Source organism: Pseudomonas sp. BF-R-24 (genome assembly GCF_019947335.1).
GTDB lineage: Bacteria > Pseudomonadota > Gammaproteobacteria > Pseudomonadales > Pseudomonadaceae > Aquipseudomonas > Aquipseudomonas jessenii.
Genome location: NZ_JAGYGG010000066.1, coordinates 1 through 14334, shown reverse-complemented (window position 1 = coordinate 14334; position 14334 = coordinate 1). Strand labels below are relative to the sequence as shown.

Genomic DNA, 14334 nt, shown 5'->3' with positions numbered 1-14334 from the left:
AACTCGGGCTGGTCTCAATACTGGACACGATAACCCGGCTTAACCGCTTAACCTGAACCGCCGTATACGGAACCGTACGTACGGTGGTGTGAGAGGACGGCGGATGTAAATCCGCCTCCTACTCGATTGGCATCAGGCAGCAAATCACTGATTCACCCAGCATGAAAATCCATCATGACATGTTATGACATCGTTAAAAAACGGACTTTGGTCAACAAATACGGGGTTAAAAGGACGAATGGTCGAGAGGCGTCAAGCGTGGGGAATTGCCGGGAGTTTGCAGCCACTACAGGCTTTTCAGGCAGGCACGTTCGTCGCGGCAAGGTGAACTTCACTTACTCAACGTGTCACATTAGGTCCCCGTCAAGCGAACTTCAGTGGAGGTATAGCCTTATGAGCATGGCCACAATTGTCAGTGCCGTGATTTCCAGTCTCGCACCCAGTGTCTTTGACCAGAACAACCTGCAAGAACCCGGCGCGCATGTTTCAGCCGTCGATTATCACTACGGTATGGACATCGATGTGAAACAGGTACTGCAGCGCACCGATACATCCGACAAGACCGGCGTAGTACCAGTGACTGTGGTCTACCTGGACAGCCAGGGTGAGCTTCACAAGATCCGTTTCCTCGAATGGGGTGCAAGCCCTGCCAGCCCCACCAGCATTGCCTGATCCGCTCGTCGATCGGATTCCGGGCCTCACCGCCCCCCAGAAGCGGAAGTTAAACCTCCCATGCACTCAGTGCGATTGAGGTTTGTTGTTACTTGAAAATGGACATGATCGAATGACTAAAAAGTTCATTCGAGAAACTCACTTTTATCTTGGTGGCTTAATGTCGCAAGATTAATTGATAACAATTGCTGGATCTAAATGGCAGTCAGCAACGGTAAATTCCAATCAAGCCGTGCATAGAGCCAAGTTGATTCACTATTGAAACCAAGAGGTCACCATGGAACTTAGTATGTTCTCTTCGTCCACCGTGGAATATGTGCGTTTAGGCGTTGTATATTTTCATCTTATCGCCTGCTGCGTAGCAATCGGGCTGGTATTGACCAGCGACATTGCAATGGTCAAGCAACTCCTGAAGGGAGATGCGTCAGGCCACCACGATGACGCGCACATGGAAAGCCTTCAAAAAACCGTAGTGCTTGCACTTGTAGCGCTTTGGATTACGGGCATTGGTATTGTCGGGATCGATTATGCCGGCAAGGGGATGGAATATTTCCTCAATCCAAAATTGCAAGCCAAAATCGGCATAGTTGTGCTGTTGACCTTTAACGGTTTCCTGTTGCATAGCGCGGTATTGCCGGCGCTGAAAAAAGCCGGTTCGTTACTCAAACTCTCCTTCAGCTTGCGCATGCTGGCGCTGTTCTCCGGCGCCCTCTCTGGCGTGTCGTGGTTCTATGCCGCCATGCTGGGTGTTGGTCGTCCGCTGGCCTGGAAGTATTCGCTGGTGGAGTTGCTGGCAGCCTATCCGGTACTCATCGTCGGTGGTTTCGGAGCGATGGTACTGCTCACTACCTGGGCAAAAAGCAGAGACACCGAAGCACGTAGGGACCAAGGCACCTGGTCACCAGGAAACGCCGCCCTGGCTGGATGGTGAGACAAGGAAGTTCAGCTTTAGCCAAAAAACCCATTTTTAGCAGTTCGTAAAATGTCACTTGAGGATACCCAAATGAAATCCATGAAAGCCCTTTTCGTAATCGCCGCTCTGACCGCTTCTTCTCTGGCGATGGCCACAGGTGGTGGTGACAAGACGTTCAATCGCATGGAGTCGGCCCGGAAAGTCTCGATGGAGGCCTTCCTGGTTGCACAGAAACAGAAGGCTGAAGCCGCTGTCGCTGAAAGCAAAGCCAAGACTACCAATCACACCAGCAGCTGATCGATGTAGCCTGTCCCCCCGGCTGACAGAAATGTGCAGCCTCAAGCCTCGCTAGCAGCACCCAAGGTGTTGCTAGCGCCGGTTTAACCGAGATCCCTTGGACCCACGCTTATGCCAGCCTCGCAAACCCGCCCCTCACCCGCGCCGTTGCTCAAACCAGGAGAGACGGGGGTCTTGTTCGACGGTGTCTGCAAGCTATGCAATGGCTGGGTGAGATTCTTGATTCGCCATGACCGCCAGCAGCGCGTGCGGTTGGCGGCGGTTCAGTCACCCGAGGGGCAGGCTCTGCTCGCATGGGCAGGTTTGCCCCTGGATCAATTCCACACCATGGCGGTGATCCGCGACCGACACTACTGGGAGCGTTCGCAAGCATATTTCGAAGTCATTGCGCAGTTGCCCGCACGCTGGCACCCCGTGCTTCTGTTGCGCATTTTGCCTCGCACGCTTCTGGATTGGGCATACGACCGCATTGCGCTTAATCGTTATCGGCTCTTCGGGAAATACGACACATGCCTGTTGCCGGATCCTGATCATGAAAGGCGCTTTTTGAAAGCCCCCCTATGAACGCCCTCACGCGCATTAACCGGATCGCCCCTGAGGAACCGGCAATCGCTTCAGGAGACAATCCCCTCAAACAAACGCCCGACAATGCCGGGCGTCTGTTCTTCAGGTCTGTACTCAGAAGCGATAGTTGGTGCTCAGTTCCAGCGTCCGTGGGGCACCGGGTGTGATCAGATCCACTGAGCCATGCGCCGAAGCGTAATAGTCCTTGTCGAAAACGTTGCGCAGACGCAGGGCCATGTCCCATTTCGGCTCGTTGTACAGCAGTGCGGCGTCCACGGTTGTGTAAGCCGGCATGACCACATTGTTATCCAGCGCGGTATAGCGATCATCGACATAGTTGGCCCCCATGCCCACACGCCAGGTTTGCGTCAGCGAACGCACCAACCACAGGTTGGCGCTGTGGCGCGGCGTCAGGGTGGGCACCTGCCCTTCGTTGGCGACCCCGTTGGTAAAGCTGTTGGACTTGGTGATTTCGGCATCCAGAAAGGCGTAACCGGCATAGACCTGCCATTTGTCACTCAACTGCCCGCTGGCGGTCAGCTCAAGACCGTCGGTGCGCTGCTCACCGGCAAGCACCAGTTTGGTCGGATTCGCCGGATCGCTGGTTTTCATATTGGTGCGTTCCAGGCGGAACAGCGCCGCGGTCAACGCCAGGCGATTGTCGAGCAGGTCCCACTTGCCGCCAATCTCGAAGTTGGTGGTTTCCTCTGGTTCAAGATCCTGGTTCGTCGTGCTCAGGGCGAACATCTCGGCGGAGGGTTGGTAGGAGCGGCTCACCGAGACGTAATAGGACTGCACTTGATCAGGCTGGTAGACCAGACCGACTCGCGGGCTCCAGGTCGTATCGGTGCGGGACAGCTCGCTGTGCGTCAGGTCATCGGCGTACTCCTGGTCGAACACGTCGTAACGCACACCCAGCAGTGCCTTCCACTGTGGCGCCAGTTCGATCAGGTCCTGTACGTAGAAGCCGGCGGTGTCCTGGGTGTTGGTACCCTTGGCGGTTTGCCGATTGGCCTGGAACGGCACGTCGACCAAGGCATCGCGGTACACCGGCACCCTGGCCACATTGGATTGGCTGAATACGGACTGGTCCTTCACCTGGCGCCCCAGCTCCACACCATAGAGCAGGTTATGGTTCATCCCGGCAAGCACGGCGCGCTGCTTGAGTTCGGTCTGGTTGAACCACCCGTCCTCCTTGCGCTGCACGTTGCCGCGGTTGAGTTTTACCAGCAGTTCACCATTGGGAGCAGTGACGAAACGTGTCGGGCTGGAGTCAGCGAGTGTGTTGTTGCGATCCAGGTCGTAGTGGTAGTAACGACTGGTATTGCTCAGGCTGAAATCGTCGTTGATCCGGTAGTCGACACCCGCCGTGAACGAGAACACTTCGCTACGGGTGTAGTCATCATCCGGGTCGGCGGCACCGAAGCGCTTGTCGCGGTCCACATCGACCGGTCGGTCGCCTCGTGCCGGGATGCCGAAGTCAATCAGGCGCTTGTCATACAGATAGGTAGCACCCAGGTCCAGTTCCAGATCATCCGAGAGCTTGAAGTAGGCCGAAGGCGCGATGGCCTTGCGGTCGATGTAGCCGTCATCCCGGAAGGTGTCACTGTTCTCCAGCGCGCCTGTCACACGAAAGGCTTTATTGCCTTGCTGCTGATCGGCCCAACCGGCATCGAACTGAGTGCGTTTTTCGCCCTCGCTGTCGACACTGACGCCGACCTCCTGCTTGGGTGCGAAGTTGGGTGTCTTGCTGATGCTGTTGATCAGCCCCCCCGAAGAGCCTCGGCCATAGAGCACCGCAGCCGGCCCCTTGATCACTTCCACCCGCTCGACGTTGGACAGATCCCGGAAGTACAGCGCATCGTCGCGAATGCCGTCGACATACATGTCGCCAATGGCACTGAAACCACGGATGGTGACCTGATCGCGCTGACCGTCACCATTGGACAGGCCGATACCAGGGACGTTCTTCAGCACGTCCTCCATCGACCGCGCCCCCTGATCCTTGATGACGCTCTGGGGAATCACATTGACGGTTTGCGGGATATCTCGTAGAGGGGCGTCGATCTTCAGCGCGCTCCTGCTCTCGGTCGACATGTAGCTCTGCTCGCTGTACTCACTGTTCACAGCGGTTGCCGGTAGGGTTAGAGCAGACTCCGTTTCTGCCTGTAATTCAGGTACAACCAGAACACCCAGCAACGACAGAGAGGCTGGGTAAATGCGCGATCGAGCCACCATGGACACCTTTGTTTGAATTATCGCGCGAATAATAACGATTATCTTTTGTAAGTAAATACATATCATTCCTATATGCAACTCAGAACGATCGTCTCAATTTCATGGGCGGTCGACAGAAGCGTTAGTGCACTGCCGTACTCGGCAGCCATATTATTGTGACGCTGACGCTGTGGTGGATGACTTATCCAGCCCCCCTCGATACCCTTTCGCCTCCGGGTGCCTGACGGCAATTCAGGTCAAACCACACTTCATCCAGACGAACCAAAAATGAAATCCTCCGCAGGTTTGCTGTTGTCAGGTATCGAGCTGGACCGTGCCAGTTCCATCCCCTTGTACCGCCAACTCTACTTGCAGATTCGCAAACAGATCCTCAGTGGCAGGATTCAGGGAGGCGTGCGCCTGCCCTCCACCCGGACCCTGAGCAAGGAACTGCAGTTGTCGCGAATCAGCATTCTCAATGCGTTCGATCAACTGATTGCCGAAGGTTTTCTGACGTCGAGGACCGGGGCCGGGACCTATGTCGGCCATGAATGGGAAAGCCGCGGTATTGAAGACGATGAACACAAGCGCCAGCCTCCGCGCCTGTCCGACCTTAGCCAGTCCATGCTGTCATTGCGCAGCGATCATTTTCGCGGCGTTTCCTATGCCGACTGGGCGACCGGGAGCCCGACCTCGTTCCTGCCCAGCCACAGCGCCTACGATGCATTCCCGCAATCGGTCTGGAAGCGGCTGTTGAACCGCCACCTGCACAAGCCGACCAAGGCCATGCTCGGTTATGGCGAACTGCAGGGATTGCTGGCCCTGCGCGAGGCGATTGCCGAGTACGTCTTCGATGCCCGTGGCATCGATTGCACTGCCGATCAGGTGGTCATCGTGTCCGGCGCCCAGCAAGCCTTCAACCTGCTGGGCATGCTGTTGCTCAATCCGCAGGACAGTTTCTGGATGGAAGATCCGGGGCATATCGCGGCGCGAATTGCGCTCCAGGCCCAAGGTGGTCAGGTCGTGCCGTTGCGTATCGACGAACAGGGGATCGATGTCCGGCAAGGCCTGGCTTTGTGTCCTGACGCCCGCCTGGTGTTTACCACACCTTCCCGTCAGCATCCCTTGGGCGTCACCATGAGTTATGGGCGACGCCAGGAACTCATCGACTGGGCCGCCCAGAATCAAAGCTGGATCATCGAGGACGACTGCGACAGTGAATTTCGCTACAACGGTCGCCCCCTGCCGGCACTCTATGCCATGGACCAATGGGCCCGGGTCATCTACGCCGGAACCTTCAGCAAAGTGCTCTTCCCCTCGCTGCGACTGGGTTACGTGATACTGCCGAACGCCTTGATCGAACCCTTCTGCACCCTGCGGGCGGTCATGGATCGCAGCCCGCCCACGCTGCTACAGGCCGCCACGGCGGACTTCATGCGCGAAGGCCACTTTCTCGGCCATATCCGTCGAATGCGCGCCCTGTACCAGGCTCGACAGCAGGCACTGGTCGAACAACTGCAGAAACGGCTGGGCTCTTTCTTCAGAATCACGCCAGTGGAAGCCGGCATGCACCTGATCGCCTGGTTACCCGCGCATCTCGATGACGACGCCCTGGCCAGGGAACTCGGCCAGCATGACATTCATACCTATCCCCTGAGTGACTACTGCGTCGAACATGTCTTGCCACCGGCGCTGTTGATCGGTTTTGCCAGCACCCCCGAGGACCAGGCCCAGGCGCGCGTCGAAGCACTGGCCCAGGCCCTGGACAAAATGGGCTACCTGCAACCGGCCACCTGACCCAAGGCAAGTGGTCTTATGATTTAACTGATAATGGATCTATCGAGAGTTCCTGACTGGCGCGATAAAGGCTGCGCCGGTAGACCCGGTGTCTGAACCAGGAACGACTCGAATGAACAATAAGATCCAGGAACGATTCAACGCCTTGCTCAGCCATAAGGCTGTCGAGGCCGGAGCTCCCCCCGTACTGACCGAGGCACTGGCCCGCCGGTTGCTCGACCGACTGGCGCAAATGCGCCTGTTTGCCCATGCCTACCCCTTGCTGACCAATCTGACCCACGGCCGTGTCACCCCTGGCGACCTGTTGGACTTCGCCTATCGCCACGAACTGCAGGGCCTGAGCCTGCACTTGCTCGACGGTGAGGAAAACAGCCTCAGTCAAATGACAGCCGCGCAGCTTCAGGCATTTGCAGACAAAGCCAATGTGCTGGGGCTGGATGTGCATCTGGAAATCAGCAGCACGCTGAAAAAAGATGTCGATCAAGTGATCGCCATTGCCAAGGCGCTGGGCACCCGCAACATCCGTGTCTACTCACGCTACGAAGGGGCGTTGTCCCGGGTCATGGACGTGATCGAGTCAGACCTGCACTACCTCGCGCAACAGGCAGACGAGCACGACCTGTTCTTCGACTTCGAACAGCATGAAGAACTCAAGAGCGCCGAAATCGCGCAACTGCTGAACCGGCTGAACCACCCTCGCCTGCACGCGCTGTTCGACTTCGGCAACATGATCAATGCCTGCGAGCAGCCCCTGGCGGCACTGCGCACCCTGGCGCCGCACATACGCCAGACCCACCTCAAGGGTGTGCGCATCGTGCCCGAACAAAACGGCTTCGGGCATTACGGCGTGCTGCAAGGCTGTGACGAAGACGACCTGCCCAACGCACGCATGTTGTTCGAATTGCTGATGCTCGGCGAATCATCCCCGCAAGTGATCGCCTTCATTCTGGAGCAGGAAAACCACTACGTCGCCCCGGCGTTCCGCCAGCTCGACGAAGCCGCCGACCCGTTCATTGCGTACCGGGAAATGAGTGAAACAGCGCTGCCGGAAGGCTTCTCGCTGGAGCGAATGCTGGCCGATGAGCACCGTTGGGCAAACAACCAGGTCGCCTACGTACGAGGTCTGCTGGCCGAGTTCCGCACCCTGGCCGAGTTGACCCTGGCCCATTGCGCTAACGCCTGAACCTGACGTGCCGACCGGCACTGCCTACCCAATAACGCCTGGAGAACAATAATGACATCCCAAGACAAGGCCAAATGGCTCAGATTCCTGATTCTCATCCTCGGTGGCGGCACCATCTACAAGCTGGCGAATCTCAAAGACGCCTTCTACATCCCCATGCAAGAATTCATGGGGCTGTCCCACACTGAAATCGGCGTGCTGCTGAGCGCCAACGCCATCATCGCCACCGCGCTCTTCGTGGTGGGCGGCATGCTTGCCGACCGGTACGACACGCGCAAGCTGATCCCCCTTGGCTTGATCGGTACCGGCGGCCTCGGGCTTTACCTGGCGACCTTCCCGCCCTTCAGCAATCTGCTGGTGGTGTTCTGCCTGCTGGCCGTGTGTGCCGACTGCCTCTTTTGGCCTTCGCTGCTCAAAGCCATCCGCAACCTGGGCGACGATAAGGAACAGGGTCGCCTGTTCGGCCTGCTCGAAGGCGGGCGTGGCGTCATCGATACCCTGGTCGCCTTCTCTGCGCTGGGCGTCTTCGTCGCCATGGGCTCCGGTGAAAACGGTCTGAAATCGGCGATCCTGTTCTACTCGGTCATCGACATTCTTGCCGGTACCCTGACCTGGCTGCTGCTCAAGAGCGGCAAAACCCAGTCGACCGTCAAGCCGAAGAACGGGTTGTCGAACCTGTTCGAGGCCATCAAGGTGCCGGGCATCTGGCTGGTCAGCCTCAACGTGTTCATGGTCTACATCGTGTACTGCGGCCTGACCTATTTCATTCCCTACCTCAAGGAAATGTACGAGCTGCCCGTGGCCCTGGTGGGCGCCTACGGCATCATCAACCAGTACTTCCTCAAGATCCTGGGCGGCCCTGCCGGTGGCTTCATTGCCGACAAACAGTTCAAGAGTTCCAGCCGCTATCTGAAGTGGGCATTCCTGGCGTTGTTGCCGCTGATGGGTGTCATCATGCTCATCCCGAAAAGCCCGGATTTCATCTACGCAGGCATGGCGGCCACCCTCTCCTTCGCGCTGATTGTCTTTTCCATGCGCGGCGTATTCTGGGCACCCATGGGTGAAGTCGGCATTCCCCAGCACATCACCGGTTCAGCCTTCGGGATCGGTTGCCTGATCGGCTATGCGCCCGGCATGTTCGCCTACGTCATCTATGGCGCCATCCTTGATCACTTCCCGGGTCAGCAGGGCTACAACTACGTGTTCTCGTTGATGAGCGTATTGGCCATTGTCGGGTTCATGGTGTCCAGCCTGCTGTATCAAGCGGTCCGCAAGAATGCCACGATCACTGGCAAGGTCAGCGCTGCGCAAGCCTGAACATAGACGGTGCATGCAGTGCGGCGGTAACCGGAGTCTCTCGGTTACCGCAGCGCTGCGCTGCCATCAAAAGGCGAAATCGGCCTCGTCCATGGCCATCAGGCAATGGGCTCCGCCCCGCAGGCTTTCGCGGTGGGCACTGGCACGGGGCAGCACCCGGCGCCAGTAGAAATCCGCCGCTTGCAGCTTGGCCCGATAGAACCCGGGTTCGTCGGTACCAGCATCCAGTGCCGCTTGGGCACGCACAGCCGCCTGCAACCACAGTCCGCCCACCAGCACGTAAGCGCTGTACGCCAGGAAGTCCACCGACATGGCGCCGATTTCCTGCACATCACGCCGACACGCCTCGACCACCTCGGTACCCAGTTCACGCCACTCGGCGAGACGCTGCTGCATTGCCTCGACCATTTGCCTCAGCGCTGCTTGCGAGCCGGCCGCGTCGACATGCACGGCCAGCTCATCGATCAAGGCGCCCAGTTCCGTTGCGCCGTCGCCCAGCACCTTGCGCCGCAGCAGATCCAGCGCCTGGATACCGTTGGTACCTTCGTATAGCTGAGTGATGCGGCTGTCACGCATCAACTGCTCCATGCCCCACTCGCGGATGTAACCGTGGCCGCCGTACAACTGAACGCCCAGGCTGGCGACTTCCTGGCCGACGTCGGTAAAGAAGGCCTTGACGATCGGAATCAGCAACGCGGCCCGACGACTCGCCTTCTGGCGAGCCTCGGGTTGCGGGTCGCCATGTTCGAGGTCCAGTTGCAGGGCGGTGTAGGCTGCGAGCAAGCGGCAGCCTTCGCTCAAGGTTTTTTGCGTCAGCAGCATGCGCCGAACATCGGGGTGCACGATGATCGGGTCGGCGCTCTTGTCCGGCGCCACCGGGCCGCTGATGGCCCGCGATTGCAGGCGCTCACGGGCATAAGCGAGGCCACCCTGGAAGGCGGCCTCGGCGATACCCAGCCCCTGCAAACCAACCTGGAAGCGTGCATCGTTCATCATGGTGAACATACAGGCCAGCCCCTGATTCGCTTCACCGATCAACCAGCCTTGTGCGCCGTCGAAGTTCATCACGCAGGTGGACGCGCCCTTGATGCCCATCTTGTGTTCCAGTGCGCCACAGCTCAGCGAATTGCGCCGCCCCGGAGTTCCATCGGCACCGGCAATGAACTTGGGAACCAGGATCAGGCTGATGCCCTTCACCCCGGCCGGTGCATCCGGCAAACGGGCAAGGACCAAATGAACGATGTTGGCGGTCAGGTCCTGCTCGCCACCACTGATGAAAATCTTGCTGCCGCTGACCTGATAGCTGCCGTCGGCTTGAGGTTGGGCACGGGTTCGCAGCAGGGCAAGGTCGGTACCGGCCTGGGGCTCGGTGAGGCACATGGTACCGGACCATTCACCGCTGACCATTTTCTCCAGGTAAGCCTGCTTGAGCACCTCGCTGCCATGGCGATGCAGAGCCAGCACCGCGCCTTCGGTGAGGCCGGAATAAATGCGAAACGACAACGAGGCGGCCATCAGCATTTCGTGGAAGCTGGCCGAAATCAGCTGCGGGAAACCCTGGCCGGCGAACTCCAGCGGTCCGGTCATGCTCGCCCAGCCGTTATCAACGTACTGCCGGTAGGCGTCGCGAAATCCCTGGGGCGTTGTGACGTGGCCGTCGATCAACTGACAGCCCTGCTCGTCACTGTTGCGGTTCAGCGGCGCGACCACTTCGGCGGCGAAGCGGGCGGCTTCTTCGAGGACGCCGTCGATGGTTTCCCGGTCCAGCCCATTGTTCAACCGCTCGCAATGGCCGCTGACATCGAACAGTTCGTGCAGCACAAAACGCATGTCGCGCAGGGGAGCTTGATAATTCATGTCGGCCTCATGGGGTGGCGCAGTGGAAAAGATTGCCGTCACCCTAAGCAGGCGCCTACTATTTTTGAAATTTCATTTTCATATGCCTGGTATTTGTAATTTGAATTTAAAAAGCTTCGATCTGAATTTGCTCCGCGTCCTCGATATGCTGCTGCGCGAACAGAACGTGTCGCGAGCGGCCGAGCGCCTGGCCCTCAGCCAACCCACCGTCAGCAATGCCCTCGCCCGCCTGCGTTCATTGTTCGACGACCCCTTGCTGGTGCGGGTTGGCCGTCACATGCAACCCACCTCCCGGGCGCTGGCGCTTGAAGGGCCGATTCGCGCGGCCTTGCAACAGATCGAACAGACACTCAATGCCGGGGAAACCTTCGACCCACGCCTGAGCCAGCAGCAGGTGCGCATCGCCCTGACCGACTTTGTCGAGCAGCTGTGCATGCCGCCCTTGCTGGCACGCCTGGGAGAGCTGGCGCCAAACCTGCGTATCGACGTTGCTCACCTGGCCCCCAGCCTTCCTGCCGAGCTGCTGGATCGGGGTGAACTGGACATGGTTCTGGGACGCTTCGAAGAAGTGCCAGCGCGTTTCACCCGCCGGGCCTGGCACAGCGAAACCCTGCGGCTGGCCGTACGCAAGCAGCATCCGCTGGCACACGACACACTCACACTGGATGACTTTCTGGGGCTGCGCCATCTCTGGGTGAGTGGCGGCCAGTCGCGCGGCATGGTCGACCAATGGCTGGGCAAGCAAGGCCTGTCGCGTAAAATCGTCTACACCACGCCCAACTACCTGCAGGCGGCGCACCTGGTCGCCCATTCGGACTTGAGCGTCGTCCTGCCGACTCAATTGGCCAATCAATTCGCACAGTTGCTACCGCTACAGGTGTTCGAACTGCCATTCGACGTCGGCTCGTTCCACCTCGAACTGGTGTATCTGGCGCAACGCCAACATGAGCCGGCGCTGGCGTGGCTGATCGAGCAAATCCTGGCGGTGCGGCCGGCCTGAACGGACGCCCGGTATAACGCCTTGCCTGAGCCAACGCCTGGGGTTTGCCGAAGTGATTTTTCGGTTGCGCCAGACAACACCAGGAACAACGTCAAGAGCGACGAATTTCTAACGTAGCGCGTAACCCTCCAGGGCTGCGATTCTCCAGTTTGATCTGCCCGCCAAAGCGATCGGCAATGGCCTTGACGATAGTCAGCCCCAACCCTGCACCCTGATGATTTCCGCTGCTGTAGAAACGCTCGAAAAGCCGTTCACGATCCTGCTCATTGATGCCCGGCCCCTCATCTTCGACAGTCAGTTCGTAGCTATTTTCCTTTTCTACGAGCCTGACGGTGATCACTCCGTGCCGGGGAGAGAAATTCGCCGCATTGGTCACCAGGTTGTTCAAGGCAACATCGATCGCAGCGGGGTCGACTCTGGCAAGACTGATGTCGTCCCTGACATCAAAAACCAGCTCGAGCCCCTTGCTCAGTAGCCAGGGCGTCAACTGAACCAGGCTATCGCGAACGGTGCTGGCCAGATCAATAGGCACAGGCGCTTTAGTCCCTGCTGTAGGCTCTATACGAGCCATCGTCAGCAATTGGTTAACCAGTCGGCTGGTACGGTCCACGCCGGCAATCAAGAATTCGAGCGATGCGCGACGATCCGCTTCACTCCCCGCCGCCATCAGGTTTTCAGCGTGGATCCTGAGCACGGCCAGTGGTGTACGCATTTCGTGGGCGGCGTCGGCGATAAAGCGTCGCTCGCGCCCCATGACGTCCTGAATTTGCGCGAGCATACGATTGAGGGCGGCCTGCATGGGCTCAAGCTCAGTGGGTAGCGGCGTCAATTGCAAGGGTTCGAGTGAACCGGGATGCCGGGCCCGCAGCGTTGCAGCCATATTGACCAGTGGTTTGAGTCCCCAGCCGATGGCCAGCCAGATCATGGCGGCCAGCAACAAGCTCCCCAGGATATTGGGCCACAGTGTGTGGCGTACGATGCGGTCCACCAAGTCCATTCGCACGTCGTCCCGTTCGCCCACCCAGATGCGCAGGTTGTTCTGCTTGTCTACAAGCAGGAAGGCACGCCAATGCCGGTTGTTCAGGTCGACTACATCGCTGAAACCTGGTGTGACCGCGGGTGTGCTGAAGGACGGAGAACTGGCCGTATGTACCAGCACTTCGTTCCTGGCGTTCCAGACCTGAAACGCAATTTTCGTTTCATACGGATGTCCCTCGCCCCCGGGCGTCGCCTCGTTCAGGGCCTGGTTGAAAGCCTTGTACAGATCCGCATGTTCCTTGCTCACCATGGGCATACGCATGACGCCTTGTAGCAGGCGAGCGTTCTGGGCCAGATGGGCATCATAGACTTCGGCGATTTCGTGGTTGCTGTCGTGTAGATTCAACACACTGATCACGGCCAGGCCAGCGAGCATCAGGCCGATGATCAGGACCAGGGTCCGACGCCGGATAGAGCTCATCGACGCTCCTCCACCAAGTAGCCGATACCACGGACGGTGCGGATCAGATCGGTGGAGAACTTCTTGCGCAGGTGATGGATGTGCACTTCCAGGGTGTTGCTTTCGGCCTCCTCGTTCCAGCCGTACAGCAACTGCATCAGATGATCGCGAGTCATTACCCGACCCGGTGGCGAGAGCAGTTCGTGGAGCAACTGGTATTCCTTAGGTGTCAGGGCCACTGGCTCGCCTTTGTAGCTGACTTGCTGGGTGCCGGGGTTCAGGCTGATACCTGCGTGCTCGATCAGCGATTGTCCACGCCCGGCGCTACGACGAAGCAACGCACGTATGCGCGCCTTCAATTCTGCCAGGTCGAAAGGCTTGATCAGGTAGTCATCGGCGCCGGCATCCAGACCGGCGATACGGTCTTCGGTGGCATCGCGCGCGGTCAGGATCAACACCGGCAGATTGGAACCGCTGTCACGCAAGCGCCTGAGCACTTCGAGACCGTCCATGCGTGGCAGGCCAAGGTCGAGCACCGCCAGATCGAAGATTTCACTGCGCAGCGAGTGCAAGGCACTGTTGCCGTCCTGCAACCAGTCGACGGTATAACCTTCCCGGCTGAGGGCCTGATGAATACCCTCGCCGAGCGCCACGTCATCCTCTATGAGTAATAAGCGCACAGGGTCTCCTGTCAGCCGAGTTTCTTGTTCACATCCACCAACAGCGTCTCGATCTCCTTGCGGCGCCCGACGTCAGCGCTCTCGCGGCCAGGTCGAGGCGCAGCCTGCAAGGCTTTTTTCAGCGCTGCCCTGGCTTCAACATAACGCTTCTGACGGTAGAGGTGATCGCCCCAGAAGTACAGGCTGTCGATGCCGTTGGGGTTCATTTGCAATGCCAGCTTGAGCAACTGTTCGGCCTTGTCCGAATCGCCGAAACCGATGGGCCAGCCCGGTACGCGGTCATAGAGGGCCCCCAGACTGGTATAGGCTGAGCCTTGCAGGGCCTTGGGGTCCAGGGTCAAGGCTGTTTCCAGATCGGCTTTCGCATCCTTGACCTTGCTCAGCGCACCCAGCCCACCC

Annotated in this window: 13 protein-coding genes; 8 read left to right on the top strand and 5 right to left on the bottom strand. The window is 58.8% G+C overall.

Going from position 1 to position 14334, the window contains the following annotated elements; translation table 11 throughout:
• Positions 1 to 393: 393 nt before the first annotated feature.
• The 4 genes from KGA98_RS27645 to KGA98_RS27630 all read left to right on the top strand — a co-directional run bounded on the left by KGA98_RS27645 (position 394) and on the right by KGA98_RS27630 (position 2446).
• A complete protein-coding gene (locus KGA98_RS27645; protein ID WP_102669614.1) occupies positions 394 to 672 on the top strand; it encodes a DUF2790 domain-containing protein in 279 nt (92 codons plus the stop codon).
• Between the two features lie 277 nt (positions 673 to 949).
• On the top strand, positions 950 to 1603 hold the full coding sequence (locus tag KGA98_RS27640) for a hypothetical protein (RefSeq protein ID WP_057714875.1): 654 nt from the start codon (positions 950 to 952) through the stop codon (positions 1601 to 1603).
• A 72-nt stretch (positions 1604 to 1675) separates the two neighbouring features.
• A complete protein-coding gene (locus KGA98_RS27635) occupies positions 1676 to 1882 on the top strand; it encodes a co-regulatory protein PtrA N-terminal domain-containing protein (protein ID WP_223504820.1) in 207 nt (68 codons plus the stop codon).
• Positions 1883 to 1993: 111 nt separating this feature from the next.
• Positions 1994 to 2446 (top strand): thiol-disulfide oxidoreductase DCC family protein, encoded by a 453-nt coding sequence (locus KGA98_RS27630; protein ID WP_223504818.1) that lies wholly within the window; start codon positions 1994 to 1996, stop codon positions 2444 to 2446.
• Positions 2447 to 2560: 114 nt separating this feature from the next.
• Here KGA98_RS27630 and KGA98_RS27625 read toward each other — a convergent pair whose 3' ends face one another.
• Positions 2561 to 4684 (bottom strand): TonB-dependent receptor, encoded by a 2124-nt coding sequence (locus KGA98_RS27625; protein WP_223504816.1) that lies wholly within the window; start codon positions 4682 to 4684, stop codon positions 2561 to 2563.
• A gap of 267 nt (positions 4685 to 4951) precedes the next feature.
• Here KGA98_RS27625 and KGA98_RS27620 point away from each other — a divergent pair, with 267 nt between their 5' ends.
• From KGA98_RS27620 to KGA98_RS27610, 3 genes are all read left to right on the top strand, one after another.
• Entirely contained in the window at positions 4952 to 6460 is a 1509-nt protein-coding gene (locus KGA98_RS27620) for a PLP-dependent aminotransferase family protein (protein WP_057714879.1), read from the top strand.
• A gap of 112 nt (positions 6461 to 6572) precedes the next feature.
• On the top strand, positions 6573 to 7643 hold the full coding sequence (locus KGA98_RS27615) for a sugar phosphate isomerase/epimerase family protein (RefSeq protein WP_223504814.1): 1071 nt from the start codon (positions 6573 to 6575) through the stop codon (positions 7641 to 7643).
• A gap of 51 nt (positions 7644 to 7694) precedes the next feature.
• The gene (locus KGA98_RS27610; RefSeq protein WP_057714881.1) at positions 7695 to 8960 is read left to right on the top strand and encodes an MFS transporter; all 1266 of its coding nucleotides are present in this window, start codon (positions 7695 to 7697) and stop codon (positions 8958 to 8960) included.
• A gap of 66 nt (positions 8961 to 9026) precedes the next feature.
• Here the strand turns inward: KGA98_RS27610 and KGA98_RS27605 are convergent, their stop codons facing one another.
• A complete protein-coding gene (locus KGA98_RS27605) occupies positions 9027 to 10817 on the bottom strand; it encodes an acyl-CoA dehydrogenase C-terminal domain-containing protein (protein ID WP_223504812.1) in 1791 nt (596 codons plus the stop codon).
• An 82-nt stretch (positions 10818 to 10899) separates the two neighbouring features.
• Here KGA98_RS27605 and KGA98_RS27600 point away from each other — a divergent pair, with 82 nt between their 5' ends.
• Positions 10900 to 11817 carry a LysR family transcriptional regulator gene (locus tag KGA98_RS27600; RefSeq protein ID WP_090455129.1) on the top strand — a complete coding sequence of 306 codons (918 nt, stop codon included), beginning with the start codon at positions 10900 to 10902 and terminating at the stop codon, positions 11815 to 11817.
• A 91-nt stretch (positions 11818 to 11908) separates the two neighbouring features.
• Here KGA98_RS27600 and KGA98_RS27595 read toward each other — a convergent pair whose 3' ends face one another.
• The 3 genes from KGA98_RS27595 to KGA98_RS27585 all read right to left on the bottom strand — a co-directional run.
• Entirely contained in the window at positions 11909 to 13276 is a 1368-nt protein-coding gene (locus KGA98_RS27595; protein WP_223504810.1) for an ATP-binding protein, read from the bottom strand.
• Positions 13273 to 13935 carry a response regulator gene (locus KGA98_RS27590; protein ID WP_057714885.1) on the bottom strand — a complete coding sequence of 221 codons (663 nt, stop codon included), beginning with the start codon at positions 13933 to 13935 and terminating at the stop codon, positions 13273 to 13275. The genes KGA98_RS27595 and KGA98_RS27590 overlap by 4 nt, the downstream gene beginning before the upstream one ends.
• An 11-nt stretch (positions 13936 to 13946) precedes the next feature.
• Positions 13947 to 14334, bottom strand: a 388-nt coding sequence (locus KGA98_RS27585; RefSeq protein WP_223504808.1) for a tetratricopeptide repeat protein, incomplete at its 5' end; no start/stop codon positions are given.